The 16,865-nt window shown below is 37.5% G+C and carries 17 protein-coding genes and 2 pseudogenes; 15 read left to right on the top strand and 4 right to left on the bottom strand.

From position 1 onward, the window contains the following. The first annotated feature begins 11 nt into the window (after positions 1 to 11). Positions 12 to 1,409, top strand: a complete 1,398-nt coding sequence (locus tag H7U02_RS07695; protein WP_201043097.1) for a C69 family dipeptidase — start codon at positions 12 to 14, stop codon at positions 1,407 to 1,409. Positions 1,410 to 1,464: 55 nt separating this feature from the next. Here H7U02_RS07695 and H7U02_RS07690 read toward each other — a convergent pair whose 3' ends face one another. Further along, complete coding sequence (locus tag H7U02_RS07690) at positions 1,465 to 2,286, bottom strand: PrsW family intramembrane metalloprotease (protein WP_073686288.1); 822 nt, start codon at positions 2,284 to 2,286, stop codon at positions 1,465 to 1,467. Between the two features lie 157 nt (positions 2,287 to 2,443). Here H7U02_RS07690 and H7U02_RS07685 point away from each other — a divergent pair, with 157 nt between their 5' ends. From H7U02_RS07685 to H7U02_RS07675, 3 genes are all read left to right on the top strand, one after another. Continuing rightward, positions 2,444 to 3,988, top strand: coding sequence for a zinc ABC transporter substrate-binding protein AdcA (locus tag H7U02_RS07685; protein ID WP_002891098.1), 1,545 nt, complete (start codon positions 2,444 to 2,446; stop codon positions 3,986 to 3,988). Between the two features lie 219 nt (positions 3,989 to 4,207). After that, positions 4,208 to 4,606, top strand: a complete 399-nt coding sequence (locus H7U02_RS07680; protein ID WP_037597868.1) for a hypothetical protein — start codon at positions 4,208 to 4,210, stop codon at positions 4,604 to 4,606. 145 nt (positions 4,607 to 4,751) lie between these two features. Next, positions 4,752 to 5,063, top strand: coding sequence for a hypothetical protein (locus H7U02_RS07675; protein WP_002891096.1), 312 nt, complete (start codon positions 4,752 to 4,754; stop codon positions 5,061 to 5,063). 54 nt (positions 5,064 to 5,117) lie between these two features. Here the strand turns inward: H7U02_RS07675 and H7U02_RS07670 are convergent, their stop codons facing one another. Next, positions 5,118 to 6,125 (bottom strand): YeiH family protein, encoded by a 1,008-nt coding sequence (locus H7U02_RS07670; protein ID WP_110981451.1) that lies wholly within the window; start codon positions 6,123 to 6,125, stop codon positions 5,118 to 5,120. A gap of 172 nt (positions 6,126 to 6,297) precedes the next feature. Here H7U02_RS07670 and H7U02_RS07665 point away from each other — a divergent pair, with 172 nt between their 5' ends. Then, positions 6,298 to 7,011, top strand: a complete 714-nt coding sequence (locus H7U02_RS07665; protein WP_110981450.1) for a glycoside hydrolase family 73 protein — start codon at positions 6,298 to 6,300, stop codon at positions 7,009 to 7,011. Positions 7,012 to 7,104: 93 nt separating this feature from the next. Here the strand turns inward: H7U02_RS07665 and H7U02_RS07660 are convergent, their stop codons facing one another. Further along, a complete protein-coding gene (locus H7U02_RS07660; protein ID WP_073689982.1) occupies positions 7,105 to 8,013 on the bottom strand; it encodes a LysR family transcriptional regulator in 909 nt (302 codons plus the stop codon). A 207-nt stretch (positions 8,014 to 8,220) separates the two neighbouring features. Between H7U02_RS07660 and glmS the strand changes: the two are divergent. The 9 genes and pseudogenes from glmS to adhP all read left to right on the top strand — a co-directional run bounded on the left by glmS (position 8,221) and on the right by adhP (position 16,166). Then, positions 8,221 to 10,029, top strand: a pseudogene (gene glmS, locus H7U02_RS07655) (glutamine--fructose-6-phosphate transaminase (isomerizing)). Between the two features lie 117 nt (positions 10,030 to 10,146). Then, positions 10,147 to 10,479 (top strand): zinc ribbon domain-containing protein YjdM, encoded by a 333-nt coding sequence (locus H7U02_RS07650; protein ID WP_002891088.1) that lies wholly within the window; start codon positions 10,147 to 10,149, stop codon positions 10,477 to 10,479. Positions 10,480 to 10,679: 200 nt separating this feature from the next. Next, a complete protein-coding gene (locus H7U02_RS07645; protein ID WP_014634576.1) occupies positions 10,680 to 11,321 on the top strand; it encodes an amino acid ABC transporter permease in 642 nt (213 codons plus the stop codon). 8 nt (positions 11,322 to 11,329) lie between these two features. Continuing rightward, positions 11,330 to 11,959, top strand: a complete 630-nt coding sequence (locus tag H7U02_RS07640; protein ID WP_014634575.1) for an amino acid ABC transporter ATP-binding protein — start codon at positions 11,330 to 11,332, stop codon at positions 11,957 to 11,959. A 12-nt stretch (positions 11,960 to 11,971) separates the two neighbouring features. After that, a complete protein-coding gene (locus H7U02_RS07635) occupies positions 11,972 to 12,823 on the top strand; it encodes an amino acid ABC transporter substrate-binding protein (RefSeq protein ID WP_060971242.1) in 852 nt (283 codons plus the stop codon). 113 nt (positions 12,824 to 12,936) lie between these two features. Next, on the top strand, positions 12,937 to 14,352 hold the full coding sequence (locus tag H7U02_RS07630; protein ID WP_110981448.1) for a Y-family DNA polymerase: 1,416 nt from the start codon (positions 12,937 to 12,939) through the stop codon (positions 14,350 to 14,352). Continuing rightward, a complete protein-coding gene (locus tag H7U02_RS07625; protein WP_110981447.1) occupies positions 14,349 to 14,726 on the top strand; it encodes a hypothetical protein in 378 nt (125 codons plus the stop codon). Before H7U02_RS07630 ends, H7U02_RS07625 begins: the two co-directional genes overlap by 4 nt. Then, positions 14,704 to 14,985, top strand: coding sequence for a DUF5960 family protein (locus H7U02_RS07620; RefSeq protein ID WP_110981446.1), 282 nt, complete (start codon positions 14,704 to 14,706; stop codon positions 14,983 to 14,985). Before H7U02_RS07625 ends, H7U02_RS07620 begins: the two co-directional genes overlap by 23 nt. A gap of 161 nt (positions 14,986 to 15,146) precedes the next feature. Continuing rightward, positions 15,147 to 16,166, top strand: coding sequence for an alcohol dehydrogenase AdhP (gene adhP, locus H7U02_RS07615; protein ID WP_021146799.1), 1,020 nt, complete (start codon positions 15,147 to 15,149; stop codon positions 16,164 to 16,166). A gap of 109 nt (positions 16,167 to 16,275) precedes the next feature. Here the strand turns inward: adhP and H7U02_RS11715 are convergent. Continuing rightward, positions 16,276 to 16,332: pseudogene (locus H7U02_RS11715) on the bottom strand (IS3 family transposase); the annotation flags it as partial. Between the two features lie 118 nt (positions 16,333 to 16,450). Here H7U02_RS11715 and H7U02_RS07610 point away from each other — a divergent pair. Beyond that, on the top strand, positions 16,451 to 16,865 hold a 415-nt coding region (locus H7U02_RS07610; RefSeq protein WP_201043095.1), incomplete at its 3' end, for a GNAT family N-acetyltransferase.

Raw genomic sequence — 16,865 nt, 5'->3', positions numbered from 1 at the left:
AGGAAATTTTTATGGCTTGTACAACGATTTTAGTAGGTAAGAAAGCCTCATATGATGGCTCTACCATGATTGCACGTACTGAGGATTCTCAATCTGGCGTTTTTACGCCCAAAGAATTTCTCGTCGTAACCCCTGAAGACCAACCGCGTCATTATCAGTCTGTGCTTAGCAATTTTTCAATTGATTTGCCAGATAATCCTCTACGTTATACTTCTGTTCCAGATGCACTTGGTAAAGACGGTATCTGGGGTGAAGCTGGTATTAACTCAGCTAATGTTGCAATGAGTGCAACAGAAACAATCACCACCAATGCGCGTGTACTCGGTGCAGACCCTCTTGTTAAAGATGGTTTTGGAGAAGAGGATATGTTAACATTGGTCTTGCCATATATCAAGACGGCGCGTGAAGGTGTCCTTCGTTTGGGGCAACTTCTTGAAACTTATGGAACTTACGAATCTAATGGTATTGCTTTCTCAGATACTGAAGAAATTTGGTGGCTAGAGACCATAGGTGGTCACCATTGGATTGCAAGACGTGTTCCAGACGATGCCTATGTCACTAACCCAAACCAACTTGGCATCGATCACTATGAGTTTGAAAATCCAGACGACTATTTAGCCTCACCAGACATTCGAGATTTTATTAATAAACATCACTTGGATTTGACTTATTCTAATGAACACTTTAATCCACGTTATGCTTTTGGTAGCCAACGAGATAAGGATCGTCATTATAATACACCACGTGCCTGGGCAATGCAGAAATTCTTGAACCCAGAAAAAGATTATGATCCAAAATCATTCTTTATTCCATGGTGTCAAAAACCATACCGCAAAATTACAGTTGAAGATGTTAAATATGTCTTGAGTCTTCATTACCAAGATACACCTTACGATCCTTATGGACCTCAAGGAGATGCGGTGAGTCAACGCCAATTCCGTCCAATCGGTATCAACCGTACTAGTCAAACAGCTCTCTTGCAAATGCGTCCTAACAAACCATCAGAAACGACAGGAATTCAGTGGTTAGCCTATGGATCAATGCCATTTGGTACAATGGTGCCATTCTGGACTCAAGTCGGAACAACACCTGCTTATTTCCGTCAAACAACTGATAAAGTGGATACAGGTAATTTCTACTGGAGTAATCGCTTGATTGCTGCTATCTGTGATCCCCATTTCCAACAGCATGAATCTGATTTGGATGCTTATGTAGAAACAACTATGGCTCTTGGCCATGCTATGATTAATCATGTAGATACTGCTTTAGCAAATGGTGAGAGTATTGATTTTGAAGCTGAAAATCAAAAAATTAGTGATAAGATTCAGTCAGAAACAGATAATCTATTGGCAAAAGTCTTAGATGATGCAAGTAATTTGATGACCAATCGTTTTTCTATGAGTGATTAAAGTCATCAAAAAAGCCTTTCCATAAAATTGGAAAGGTTTTTTAGTATTGTAAACATTACTTGTTTTCTTTATCCAGTTTCGAGAGGAGCTGATAAAGCGTAATAAAGAAGAAAAGATTGAGTGAAATGAGAAGGCCTGATGCCCATGGCAAATCGCTTTCTAAATTTCGAAGAGGTGAATTCCAAGCAAAGTGTGCAGCAAAAGCACCGCAAGCATAAAGTATACCAATAAGACTGTATTTAGAATTAATGAGTTTTTGACGGGAACGCCATATAAGGACTAGCCCCATAGCAAGAAAGGATGTGTAAAGCCAGTGAGACGATACGGCGCCAATAGTTCGACCAAGAATACCTGAAATCGTATAAGAAAAACCATCAGGCAAATCTGAAAGAATATAGGAGAAGTCTTCACTAATCTGGAAGCCAAGACCTGCCGTAATAGCAACAAGCAAGATCCCCTTGTAACTTTTCGTTGGCACCATATAGATAGCAAAGAGAAAAGCTGCTAGTTTTAGGGGTTCTTCAACTAGGGGAGCCATAAGGGCATCCTCAAAGCGGTAGAAGAAACTCTTTGAAGAAAGATGAGCAGTTACCCAATCGTGAGAAATGGTATTGGCATAACCAGCTATCCATCCTGTGATAAAGACTCCACCAATTAGAGCAAATATGAGAACAAGTGGTTTCACCTGCCATCTCTTGCCTAAGTACAGAATCAGAAATATTCCTGGTACGATATAACATAAGGCAATCAGTGTTGATAGTCCAATAATACCGTATGCCGAACCAGACAAAGCGCCTGAAGTGTATGATTGCGTATCATAAGTCAGGCCAATGGCTGAAAGCAATAAAAAAAGATATAGGATTAATTTTCGAAACATGTATAACCTACTTTCCAAATGATATTTCCAGTATATCAAATAATTCTTTCTCGTCGAAATATTTCAATTTTTTTATTTTAGGACTTGCAAAATAAATGAAGTGTGATATACTTAACCAGTAAACTATTAACTGGTTAAGTATTTTGAAAGGAATATCATGAAAAAGAAACGCATTTTTGGCCTAGCAGGATTAGCAGCAGTTGTTTTAGCTGCTGGTGCAGGTATTTATTATACGACTAGTCACCACGGTTCAAAAGGAAATGGTGATTTGAAAGTTGTGACGAGCTTTTACCCTGTTTATGAATTTACCAAGCAGGTTGTAGGAGATGAGGGAGAGGTGTCTTATCTCATTCCTGCTGGAAGTGAAGCCCACGATTTCCAACCATCTACTAAGAATGTCGCTGACATTGAAAAAGCAGACACTTTTGTCTACCTAAATGAAAATATGGAAACCTGGGTTCCAAAAGTTGAAAAGTCTATCAACACAAAAAATACAAAAGTCATTAAGGCAAGTCAAGGCATGGTTCTTTTACCTGGAACAGAGGAAGAAGATCATGATCATGGTGGAGAAGAACATCACCACGAATACGATCCCCATGTTTGGCTCTCACCTAAACGTTCTCAAAAATTAGTTGAAACTATTAGGGACGGTTTGATTGCTCAACACCCAGATAAAAAAGCAGTCTTTACAACCAATGCTGAGAAATACCTTAAAAAATTAAAGACTTTGGATAAGGAGTATACTGAAGCCTTAAGTCAAGCGAAACAGAAAAGTTTTGTTACCCAGCACTCAGCTTTTGCCTACCTTGCTTTAGATTACGGTTTGACACAAGTACCAATTTCAGGTGTTTCAGCTGAATCTGATCCATCTGCAAAACGTATCGCTAGCCTTTCTAAGTATGTCAAAGAATATGACATTAACTATATCTACTTTGAGGAAAATGCTTCAAGTAGCGTTGCCAAAACCTTAGCTAACGAAGTAGGAGTTAAGACAGCAGTTTTAAATCCAATTGAATCACTAACTAAGGAACAGTTGAAAAAAGGTGAAGATTATGTCAGTGTTATGACTGAGAATCTTAAAAACCTTCGTTTAACAACAGATGTTGAAGGTAAAGCTATCCAACCTGAAACAGGAAGTGATGATAAGAAAACAGTCCAAAATGGTTACTTTGATGACAAAGATGTCAAAGATAGAGAACTTTCTGATTGGTCTGGTGAGTGGCAATCGGTCTATCCTTACCTCCAAGATGGTACTTTAGATCAAGTATTTGAATACAAATCTCTATTGAATAAGGATAAAACCGCACAAGAGTACAAAGAGTACTACACTAAGGGCTATCAAACAGATGTTTCTAAAATTGCTATTGATGGTAAAAAGATGACCATGACTTTCACAAAAAATGATGGAAGTAGCGTGACACACACTTATCGTTATGATGGTTATAAGATTTTGACTTATGCTTCTGGTAAAAAAGGTGTCCGTTATCTCTTCACAGCAACTGACAGTCAAGCTGCTGACAATCCTTACCAATATGTCCAATTTTCAGATCATCAAATAGATCCAACAACTTCAGCACATTTCCATATTTTCTTCGGAAATAGTAGCCAAGATGAGATTCTAAAAGAGATGGACAATTGGCCAACTTACTATCCTGAAAAACTTAGTGGCTTGGAAATTGCACAAGAAATGGTTAGTCATTAATACTAGAATTGCACTCATTCGTGAGTGTTTTTCTTTTTTTAAAAAAATCTTTCATTTCTTAAACTCTTAGAAAATCGCTAGTGTCATTATTTTTAAATAGAAATTTAAAGCATGGTATTTTTTCTAAAAAAATCCTGTAAAAAATTAAATAATTACTACATTTTTTCATTCTTTAGTGGTACAATAATAGTACGATTTTCAGATGACCAGGAGAGACCCATGAACCAGTATTTAGTAGCGATACATTATATTCAACTGCTTCAAGCAGAACTCGATATTCTAAATCATGATGCACGTTTGCTTTTTGATTTAAAGATTGAACCCAATCTTGCTAAACGAGAGCTTGCTGACTTGAAAGTATCCCTATCTAAATTATCTGACAAAAACCTTTATATCGAAGGTACAATCTGGTATCAACCAAGTTTGTTTGCAATCATTGATCAAAATTTAGGGGTTATTGATGACTGGCTCAAGGAATTAGATGACTTCTTTGAATTTACCTATAGTACAACAGTTTTCACTGTTTTGAAAGAAAATGAAAATCGAAGTTACGACTTATTACTTGGTCTCTATAGCCGTCTTGAATACATTATCTCAGAAATAAAAAATAGCCGTTAGATGACTAACGGCTTTTAGTATATAGAAAAATATAGGTTCTGTTTTAAATATCAAATAATTTGACAAAATACCCAAATGTGTGTAAAATAAAATTTGAAAATACTCTAATAAAAATAATGTTAAGTTAAAGGAAGATAACAATTAAGTGAGTAAACAGGGGTTGAAATTGGGGGCTTTTGTTAAATATTATTTGGTGAGCCTTGCGTCACTGAGCTTTTTATGTCTTATTTTGTATGGGCTATATTCTTTAAACGGGCTCATTCCTTTTTCTCTAGACAGAACTTCAAGTCATGAAGTAAAGCATTATTCAGGGCAGACCACCTCTTCGGTAAAAAAAGATGATGATTATAAGGTTCAGGATATTAGTGGTGAAACCAAGAGCTACAATGTTGATTTGAAAGTAACAAACGATGGGGACAAGGTTATTCAAACCTATGTCTTTGAGTATAAAAAATGATTCTATAATAAAAACTCACAGTCTTAGCCAGATTGTGAGTTTTTTAGATGTCTTTTACCAAAGTCCTAATATCTTTTGCATGAGAAGAGAAGCAAGACTAATTAATAACCAACAGACTCCTCCCACTAGAAGTGCTGAGCCTCCTTTAGTGATTAGTTTTTTGAGATTTGTTTGGAAACCGATAGCTGTCATTGCCATAATAATCATAAATTTTGAAAGGTCTTTTAATGGTGAAAAGACGGCAGGTGTTACACCGAGTGACATTGCAACAGTTGTAATCAGTGAGGCCAAAAGGAACCAAAGGATAAAGTTAGGCACTGCTTTGCTTAGCGAGAATGCTTCCTTTGTATTATCCTTTCGTGACTGCCATACAGATAGACCAAGAGTTATAGGGATGATAGCAAGTGTTCGAGTCAATTTAACAATGGTTGCTTGCTCTAGGATAGATGTTCCATGTAAGCTATCCCAAGAACTAGCTGTAGCAGTTACAGAAGAAGTATCGTTGACAGCTGTTCCAGCAAATATGGCAAAGCCTTGATTACTAAGTCCCAACCAAGATCCCAAGTGAGGAAAGATTAAAGCCGCTAAGATGTTAAAAAAGAAAATTACCGAGATTGCTGTTGCAATAGATTCATCTTTAGCCTTGATTACAGGAGCAGTTGCAGCAATAGCAGAACCTCCACAGATTGAAGAACCAACCCCTACTAAAGTAGTAATTTCGCTATCTAACCTAAATAGCTTTTGGATGAAGTAAGCAGTAACGAGTGCCGTAGCAATAGTCACTAGAATAATGGGAAGTGACGTTACGCCAACCTTAAAGACTTGAGAAAGATTTAGTCCAAATCCAAGAAGAATAACAGCGTATTGTAATACTTTTTTTGATGTGAATTGCATTCCTGCTTTAAGTTTCTGAGAATCTCTTAGAATAATTCCTATCAGAAGTCCTATAAATAAACCAAGGACTGGCCCACCAATAATAGGAAATAAGTTTCCAAGGAACCATGCTAGGAGAGATATAAGTATTGCAATACTTAGTCCGGGTAAGAATTCTTTTATTTTCATTCATTTATCTCCTTAAAATTTGACTATATTATAGCTTATTATAAATATGATGTAAAGGTAACATCTGCTTTATTTATCAAGGAAAATAGGTCTGAAAGTTGCGACTTGTCAGTTTTTCTGATAGAATAGTATTAAAATATTATAATTGAAAATTTTATGAAGGAAGGGTTGTATGTATCGTCATTTAAAGAAGTATATGATTTTTATCGTGGGAGCTTTTGTTTGTTCGCTCTTTTTGGTTCTAGCTTTTACAACAGATAGAAAAAATGATAACAGTGTTAATGCTAAAGCTGAAGCTGCCTACAATCAAACTACGACGGCTTTTATTGATAGTATCGGAGAGACTGCGAGACAGATTGGTCAAGATTACAATATCTATGCTTCTGTTCTAATTGCTCAAGCTATTCTGGAATCAAATTCAGGTCAGTCAGGTTTGAGTCAAGCTCCTTATTACAACTTCTTTGGGATTAAGGGCTCTTATAATGGAAACTCCGTTACTATGCGTACTTGGGAAGACGATGGTACAGGGAAGACTTATGAGATTGATGAACCTTTCCGTTCTTATGGAAGTCTGAGTGATTCCCTAGCAGATTATGCTGCTTTGATGACGTCATCTACTTATGCAGGTACTTGGAAATCAAATACAAGTAGTTATGCAGATGCCACTCAGGCACTGACAGGGACTTATGCTACAGATAGTCTTTACGCTTCTAAATTAAATAGCATTATTGCATACTATGGTTTGACTGCCTATGATCAAGCTCCAGTTACCCAAGCAACTGGTTCAACAAGTGGCCTTGTTTGGAACAGCTATAGAGGCTCATATACAGATGCTGATACCTTATCTATAGATGAAGCTTGGGCAAGCTATAAAAATTATAAATAATGATGAGAGTCGAAAGGCTCTTTTTTGTGCTTTGAATTGGATAGTTTTGGCGATAAAAAGTCCCCAACATTATGTGCTGGGGACTAACATCTATTAGTTGTCAAAAGTGACTTCTTTAACGAGGTTATCAAGGAATTTTTCTCCCATTTTAGAGAGGGTTGCCTTTTCATGCTTCAAGTAAACAATATCAATTTCATCATCAATATCAAGTGGGATAGAGACAATGTTATCACCATTCAAATTACTATTTAAAATACCTGTAGCAATGGTGTAACCATCCAAACCGATTAATAGGTTGAAGAGTGTCGCGCGGTCTGAAACCACGATGGACTTTTTATGGGGAATCTGAGAGAGAATCTCTTCAGAATAGTAGAAGGAATTATGAATCCCTTGGTCGTAACTAAGGTATGGAAAGTCTTCTAAATCTTCCAAAGAGACAACTTCATGCTTAGCCAATGGATTTGACTTGCTGATAAAGATATGCGGTCTAGCTTTGAAGAGACTGGTATATGTGAGACGGTTGTCATCAAACATCTTAGTCAAGACATCTCGGTTATAGCTGTTAAGGAAGAGAACACCAATTTCTGAACGGAAGTTCTTAACGTCCTCAATAATTTCGTAAGTACGTGTTTCACGTAAGAAGAGCTCGTAACGTGTCATATCAGCTCTTTTGAGAAGTGAGACGAAGGCATTGACAACAAAAGCGTAGTGTTGAGAGGAAACACTAAACAATTCACGTGTCTCTGTATGACTCTTGTAGCGTTCTTCCAAGAGATTCGTTTGTTCCACTACCTGACGGGCATAAGAGAGAAATTCAACGCCATCCTTGGTTAAGGTGATTCCCTTAGGGTTACGGATAAAGATATCAATTCCCATTTCTCTTTCCAAGTCACGAACAGCATTTGAAAGACTTGGTTGCGTAATGAAAAGTTGTTTTGCAGCTTCATTCATTGAGCCGGTTTCGACGATTTTGATAATATAATGTAATTGTTGAATTCGCATAGCCTTATTATAGCATATTTTAAGGATTATTCCTTAGGATAAGAGGCGAGTAAAAAGTCTTTTTAGGACTATACCAATTTTTATGCTTGACAATGTCAAATATATGGAATATACTGTCCTCGTTAAGCTTTTTAAAGAGCTTATTGACTATACCAATTTTAAATGAAGGAGACATGACCTCTTTGATCTGAGGTTATTATTAAAAATATGTGTGGAATTGTTGGTGTTGTAGGTAACACAAATGCAACTGATATCTTGATTCAAGGACTTGAAAAGCTAGAATACCGTGGTTATGATTCAGCTGGTATCTTTGTAGCTGGCGATGCATCTAGTCAATTGGTTAAGGCTGTTGGCCGTATTGCGGAACTTGCTGCTAAAACTGAAGGAGTAGAAGGGACAGCAGGTATCGGACATACTCGTTGGGCAACTCACGGTAAACCAACAGAGGATAATGCTCATCCACACCGCTCAGAAACAGAACGTTTTGTTTTGGTTCACAATGGTGTTATTGAAAACTATCTTGAAATTAAGGAAGAATACCTTTCTGGTCACCATTTCAAAGGCCAAACTGATACTGAAATTGCAGTTCACTTGATTGGAAAATTCGTTGAAGAAGATGGTTTGTCAACTCTTGAAGCATTCAAGAAAGCTCTTCATATTATCCGTGGATCATATGGCTTCGCTCTTATGGATTCTGAAGATGCCTCAACAATTTACGTGGCAAAAAACAAATCACCACTTTTGATTGGTCTTGGTGATGGCTATAACATGGTCTGCTCAGATGCCATGGCTATGATTCGCGAAACTAATCAGTACATGGAAATTCACGATTAAGAGTTAGTTATCGTGAAAGCTGATAGTGTCGAAGTCCAAGATTATGATGGTACTGTTAAAGAACGTGATAGCTATACAGCTGAACTTGACCTTTCTGATATTGGTAAAGGCACATACCCTTACTACATGCTCAAAGAAATCGATGAGCAACCAACAGTGATGCGTAAGCTTATCCAAGCCTACACAGATGACAAGGGACAAGTGACTGTAGATGCTGATATTATCAAGGCTGTTCAAGAGGCTGATCGTATCTATATCCTTGCGGCAGGAACATCATATCATGCTGGTTTTGCTTCTAAGAAGATGCTCGAAGAGTTGACAGATACACCAGTTGAGCTTGGTATTTCTTCTGAGTGGGGTTATGGTATGCCACTCCTTAGCAAGAAACCTCTCTTTGTCTTTATTAGCCAATCAGGTGAAACAGCAGATAGCCGTCAGGTTCTTGTTAAAGCTAACGAGTTGGGTATTCCAAGTTTGACAGTGACAAACGTTCCAGGATCTACCCTTTCTCGTGAAGCTGACCATACAATGCTTCTTCATGCTGGCCCAGAAATTGCCGTAGCTTCTACTAAAGCTTACACTGCTCAGATTGCGGCTCTTGCCTTCTTGGCTAAAGCAGTCGGTGAGGCTAATGGTAATGAAAAAGCTAAAGCTTTCGACTTGGTACATGAATTGTCACTTGTAGCACAATCTATCGAATCAACACTCTCTGAAAAAGAAGTCATTGACGAGAAAGTGGCAGCTCTTCTTGCAGAAACACGTAACGCTTTCTATATTGGTCGTGGTCAAGATTACTATGTTGCTATGGAAGCCAGTCTTAAATTGAAAGAAATCTCATATATCCAATGTGAAGGTTTTGCAGCAGGTGAGTTGAAACACGGAACGATTGCTTTGATCGAAGATGGTACACCTGTTATTGCGCTCTTGTCTGACGCTGTTCTTGCTAGCCACACTCGTGGTAATATTCAAGAGGTAGCTGCTCGTGGTGCTAAAGTGTTGACTATTGCTGAGGAAAATGTTGCTAAAGAAGGTGATGACATCGTTCTTAATAATGTTCACCCTTACTTGTCACCAATTTCAATGGTTGTACCGACACAATTGATTGCTTACTTTGCAACACTTCATCGTGGACTTGACGTCGATAAACCACGTAACTTGGCTAAATCAGTTACTGTTGAATAAAAATACTAACATCTCTTACAGTGTAAGGGATGTTGTTTGTTTTTATCCTTTTTACCCTTGCTTAATTGGAGAATCTAAAGTAGAATAGTATCTATATCACAATCTTAGGAGAGAATTATGTCATTACCAAATTGTCCAAAATGTAACTCAGAGTATGTTTATGAAGATGGAATCTTGCTTGTATGTCCTGAATGTGCCTATGAGTGGGATCCAAACGAAGTTGCAGAAGAAGAAGGACTTGTGGTTCTTGATAGTAATGGAACACGTCTTGCTGACGGTGATACTGTTACAGTTATTAAAGATTTGAAAGTGAAAGGTGCGCCAAAAGATATTAAACAAGGCACACGTGTTAAAAATATTCGTTTGGTTGAAGGTGACCATAACATTGATTGTAAGATTGATGGTTTTGGTGCTATGAAACTTAAATCTGAATTTGTTAAGAAAATCTAAAATAAGCTTTAGGGATGCTAGACTTAAGTATTGTTTGTTTCTCAGGACAGACTATTTAAGTCTCCCAGGAGTGTGATTATGAACTCATTTTGAAAATTGGGTCTAGTCGCACTCCTTTTTACTATTTTCAAAATCTTATATCATTTTTTCAAAAAAATTGGTATAATATTCAATAATACTAAATAATTATAGGAGTTTATATGTCATACGTTTTGGAAGTATTACCAGCCCTTTTGAACGGTGCGGTAGTCACACTTCAAGTATTTTTCATTGTTATCGTACTGTCGATTCCATTAGGGATTGTACTTGCTTTCTTAATGCAGATTAAATTCAAACCTTTAAATTGGTTATTAACCCTTTACGTTTGGATTATGCGTGGAACGCCTCTCCTTTTACAATTGATCTTCGTTTATTACGTTCTTCCAAGTGTTGGGATTGTCTTTGATCGTCTACCAGCTGCTATTCTTGCTTTTACGCTTAACTATGCAGCTTATTTCGCAGAGATTTTCCGTGGAGGAATCTTGGCTATTCCGAAAGGACAATACGAAGCAGCAAAAATGCTTAAACTTAGTCCTTTCCAAACCATCCGCTACATTATCCTTCCTCAGGTGGTCAAGATTGTCTTGCCAAGTATCTTTAACGAGATTATTAACTTGGTTAAGGATTCATCATTGGTTTATGTGCTTGGGGTTGGAGACCTTCTTTTGGAAAGTCGTACCGCTGCGAACCGTGATGCGACCTTAGCACCGATGTTTGTGGCCGGAGCTATCTATCTTATCCTTGTGGGTGTTGTGACTGTGGCTTCGAAAAACATCGAAAAGAAATTCAACTATTATAAATAGGAGACCTTATGTTAGAATTAAAAAATATTTCCAAGCAATTTGGTCAACACAAAATTTTTGATAAGTATAATCTGACAGTAGAAGAAGGAAAAATCTTGGCTATTGTCGGACCATCTGGTGGTGGTAAAACGACTCTCTTGCGTATGCTAGCAGGTCTTGAAACCATTGATTCAGGACAAATTATTTATGAAAATGAAGAGATTCCTTTGGATCAGATGGAAAGTCGTAATTTGCTCGGTTTTGTCTTCCAAGATTTCCAACTGTTTCCACATTTAACAGTCTTAGACAATCTAACGCTTTCTCCAATTAAGACGATGGGAATGTCTAAGGAGGATGCTCAGAAAAAAGCTCAAGCTCTGCTTGACCGTTTAGGCCTTGGAGCTCACGGAAATGCTTATCCTTACTCTCTTTCTGGGGGACAAAAACAACGTGTTGCATTTGCGCGTGCTATGATGATTGATCCGAAAATTGTCGGCTATGATGAACCAACATCAGCTCTTGACCCTGAGTTGCGTCAAGAAGTGGAGAAATTGATTTTGCAGAATCGTGAGACTGGGATTACGCAAATCGTTATCACTCACGATATGCAGTTTGCACAACACATCGCCGATGAGATTGTCACTATCAATCCAAAATAGTGAGGATTTTCCATGAAAAAAATAGTAAAAACGATTTTGCTAGGCTGTCTTGTCATTTTGCCTTTGTTTGCGCTATCAGCTTGCAGCTCGCGCTCACATTTTGCAACTCAGAAAGATCAGTGGCAAACCTATACCAAAGAAAAGAAAATCAAAATTGGTTTTGATGCAACCTTTGTTCCTATGGGATATGAGGAAAAGGATGGTAGCTATGTTGGTTTTGATATTGATCTTGCAACTGCAGTCTTTAAATTGTATGGTATCGATGTCGAATGGCAGGCTATTGACTGGGATATGAAAGAAACAGAACTGAAGAATGGGACAATTGACCTCATTTGGAATGGTTACTCGGTCACGGATGAGCGTAAGCAGTCTGCGGACTTCACGGAACCTTATATGGTCAATGAACAAGTACTGGTAACCAAAAAGTCTTCGGGAATTGATTCTGTTGCTGGAATGTCAGGTAAGACCTTAGGTGCCCAAGCAGGGTCTTCCGGTTATGATGCTTTCAATGCTTCTCCGAAGATTTTGAAGGATATCGTTGCCAACCAAAAAGCAGTCCAATATTCGACCTTTACTCAAGCCTTGATTGACCTTGATAGTGGACGTATTGACGGTCTATTGATTGACCGTGTGTATGCTAATTACTACTTAGAAAAATCAGGGGTTCTGGATCAGTATAATGTTATGCCTGCTGGTTATGAAGGTGAAAGCTTTGCTGTAGGTGCTCGTAAAGCAGATAAGACACTGATCAAAAAAATCAATCAAGGATTTAGAACCCTTTATAAAAAAGGAGAATTTCAAAAGATTTCTAACAAGTGGTTTGGCGAAGATGTTGCCACAGACCAAGTTAAAGGGAAAAAATAGAAGGATAACAACATTATAGAAGGGATGTTGTTATTTTTTTATGGAAAATACTTGAAATATAAGAAGTTATAATTTATACTAGTGTTAGTTTATAAACTAACGAAAGGGCGAGCATGGGATATTTTGATTATTCAAGAGAACCGCAAAGTGACATTGCTTTTGTAGATATGAAATCTTTCTATGCAAGTGTGGAGTGTGTTGAACGTGGACTGCACCCTCTTAAGACCTCTCTATGTGTGATGAGTAGGGCTGAAAATGCGAATGGTTTGATACTAGCCTCTTCCCCTATATTTAAGCAAGTTTTTGGCAAGTCAAATGTTAGTCGTTCTTATGACTTACCTTTTGACATTCATTCTCGTAAGTTTCATTATTATAATGCCAAAAAGCAGGGACTTCCAACGGATAGAGATTTTGTAGATTACATCGAATCTTGGGCCAAGGTTACCTTTATCGTTCCTCCTAGAATGGATCTCTATATAAAAAAGAATATCCAGATTCAACACATTTTCCAGAATTATGCCAGTGTTGAAGATATTCTTCCCTATTCCATTGATGAGGGTTTCATTGATCTCACGTCGTCACTGAATTACTTTATACCCGATAGGACTGTTACTAGAAAAGATAAGTTAGATATGATTTCAGGGCGTATTCAAAGAGATATTTGGAGGGAGACAGGCATTTACTCGACAGTTGGAATGTCTAACAGCAATCCCTTATTGGCTAAGTTAGCTCTTGATAATGAGGCTAAACATACGGCTACTATGAGAGCCAACTGGTCCTATGAAGATGTCGAGACTAAGGTTTGGAATATTCCCCATATGACTGATTTCTGGGGGATTGGTAAGCGGATGGAGAAGCGGCTAAACAAGTTGGGAATTTGCTCCATTCGAGAACTTGCTAATAGCAATCCTGATATTCTTAAAAAGGAGTTAGGTATTGTAGGTTTAGACCTCTTTTTTCATGCTAACGGTATTGATGAGAGTAATGTTCATAAACCTTATAAACCAAAGTCACTTGGCTTAGGAAATTCTCAAATCTTACCACGAGACTATGAGCGTCAAGCTGATATTGAATTGATTCTAAGAGAGATGGCGGAGCAGGTAGCCATTAGGTTAAGACGAGCTCATAAGAAAGCTTGTCAAGTTTCCATTAGCATTGGATTTTCAAAGTTAGAGGGCAAGCGTTCGCTACAAGCACAGATGAAGATTGAACCTGCTAATAACACAAGGATATTAATAGGACATGTCATTGCACTCTTTAGGAAGAAATATCAAGGAGGGGCTGTTCGAAGTGTGAGTGTCTCTTATGCAAATTTTGTAGATGAAGGGTTTCAAATTCTTTCTTTATTTGATAATCCAGATGACATTGATAAAGAAGAAAGGCTTCAGTCAGCTATAGATAGTATTCGTCAGGAATTTGGCTTTACGACCATTCAAAAAGCGACTTCTTTACAGGGGGCATCTAGGAGTCTTGCTCGAAGTAAGCTTATTGGTGGACACTCGGCTGGGGGATTAGATGGCTTAAAATGATAGACCGTAGTTACCTTCCCTTTCAATCAGCTAGGGAACATAAAGATAGGGGAATGATGAAGTGGATGGGCTTTTTCTTGTCAGAACACACAAGTTCCCTACATGAAGATAAGACTAAAGAAAATCTTACGAGTCATTTGGATGATTTAGAGAAGTTTACTTTATTAAACCAGCTTTATTCAGGTCAATTATTGGGAAATTTCCAGATAAAGGATCAAGGTAGGTGCTGTAGATGTAGTGGCTATGTGGTTGACTTGAATTTTAATCAAGTTACTATAAAATCTTGCAAGCGACATAAATGTATTCTAACAAAGGATATATTAGAAATTAGTTTGGGGGTTGAAAACATAGATGAGGAAGAGAAAAATTTATGATGATAAACTTCAAATTGACTATTTTTCTGCTAGCTATTTAAAATTTGAAGAAGACTTTTATCGCTATTCTGCCATGGATATTCCCTTAACCTTTTTGACGGATGATATTATGAGGGAGATGGCCATCAGTCAAAAGAATTATTTTTTATTAAATAAAGAGAATGCCAGAGATGGACGCAATCATTATTTCCATTTTGAAGTCGGCCTACCGGATTCCAAGACACTTGTGAGACAGTATAGATATCTTGGGAATGATTGAAATATAGCTATATCAGCAGCAGAAATAGTAGCAATTTCACTTGTATAGAGTGTTTTCAAGAAAGTTTTCGCAAGCTAAGAAAAGTTTTATATAAGCGTTGACATTGTCTCTGTAAGTGCTACAATGAAGGTGTTAAAAGTTATCATATGGAGGTAATTAAGATGAGAGCAGTTGTTGTTAATCAAGCAAGTACAGGTGTTGAAGTTGTTGATCATGAAAAACCCGCAGTAGTTGGTCATGGTCAAGCTTTGGTTAAAGTTGAGTACTGTGGCGTTTGCCATACTGACCTTCATGTAGCTCATGGAGACTTTGGCCAAGTACCAGGTCGTATCTTAGGACACGAAGGAATTGGTATTGTTGAAGAAGTTGGCGAAGGGGTTGAAACACTTAAAAAAGGTGATCGCGTATCAATCGCTTGGTTCTTCGAAGGATGTGGTCATTGTGAATATTGTACAACTGGTCGTGAAACACTCTGTCGTTCTGTAAAAAATGCTGGTTATAGTGTTGATGGTGGTATGAGTGATTATGCTTTGGTTACTGCTGACTATGCTGTGAAAGTTCCAGAAGGACTTAATCCAGCTCAAGCTTCATCTATCACTTGTGCGGGAGTTACAACATATAAAGCTATTAAAGAAGCTAAAGTTGAACCTGGTCAATGGGTAGCTATTTATGGTGCTGGAGGACTAGGTAACTTGGCTATTCAGTATGCTAAGAAGGTTTTCAATGCACGAGTAGTAGCTGTTGATATCAACCAAGATAAACTTGATTTGGCTAAAGAATCTGGCGCTGATTTAGTGGTGAACGGTAAAGAAGTTGAAGATGTAGCAGGCTATATCCAAGAAAAAACTGGTGGTACACACAGTGCTGTTGTAACAGCTGTTTCTAAGGTCGCTTTCAACCAGGCTATCGATAGTGTACGTGCTGGTGGAACAGTCGTTGCGGTTGGTCTCCCATCAGAATATATGGAGCTCTCAATTGTCAAAACAGTTCTAGATGGTATCCGTGTTGTTGGATCTCTTGTAGGTACACGTAAGGATTTGGAAGAAGCCTTCGACTTTGGCGCACAAGGCTTGGTGGTACCAGTTGTTGAAACTGTTCCTGTTGATACAGCAGTAGAAGTCTTTGATCAAATGGAAAAAGGACAAATCCAAGGACGTAAAGTATTGGATTTCACTAAGTAAGCAAACATCTTTCTATGCTATCCTGACTATGTGAAGAGTCGAGCGGTATAAACTTGAACTGATACTAGAAAGTTAGACAAATAATTTAAGTGAAGGATTTAGTTCTCTACTATATAGGACTAGGTCCTTTTAGTTTTACCTTAATTCGTTTGTTGTTGTAATATGTACTGACCTCAAAAAGATAGACAAAATTTTATTCATTTGAAAAGTAGTAAAAAAGTAATATAATGATTTCGTAAATAAAGAAGCTAAAGAATATTATCATTTATAACAAGGAGTATGAAGTGGATTCTACCAACTTGGACTCGGAACTATTCATAGAGTATAAATCACGTGGGAAACGATGCCAACTTTTATATATATCCGATAGCCATAGTGAAGGGTTATATGAGATTGTTTCTACTGAACGAGAACGTCTTGCTATGTGGCTTCCTTGGGTGGAAGATATGAAAAGTATTGAAAATGAAAGAGCGTTTATAAAGTATGCACGTGAAAAAATGGAGCGTAATGAGTTATTTATGTTAACAATTTGCGTCAATCAGAAACCAGTAGGGATGATAGATATACATAATATTGATTTACAAAAACATCAAGCCGAAATTGGATATTGGATATCAGAAAAATATGAAAATCAAGGTTTTGTAAAGCAGGGATTAAAAGAATTAATAACAATCATTCCATCCAAATTTAAAATTGATA

The sequence above is a fragment of the Streptococcus sp. 3.1 genome (genome assembly GCF_016648915.1).
GTDB classification, from domain to species: Bacteria; Bacillota; Bacilli; order Lactobacillales; family Streptococcaceae; genus Streptococcus; species Streptococcus salivarius_E.
The sequence above is the reverse complement of the archived record's forward strand: the minus strand, read 5'-3'. Positions and strand labels throughout refer to the sequence as shown.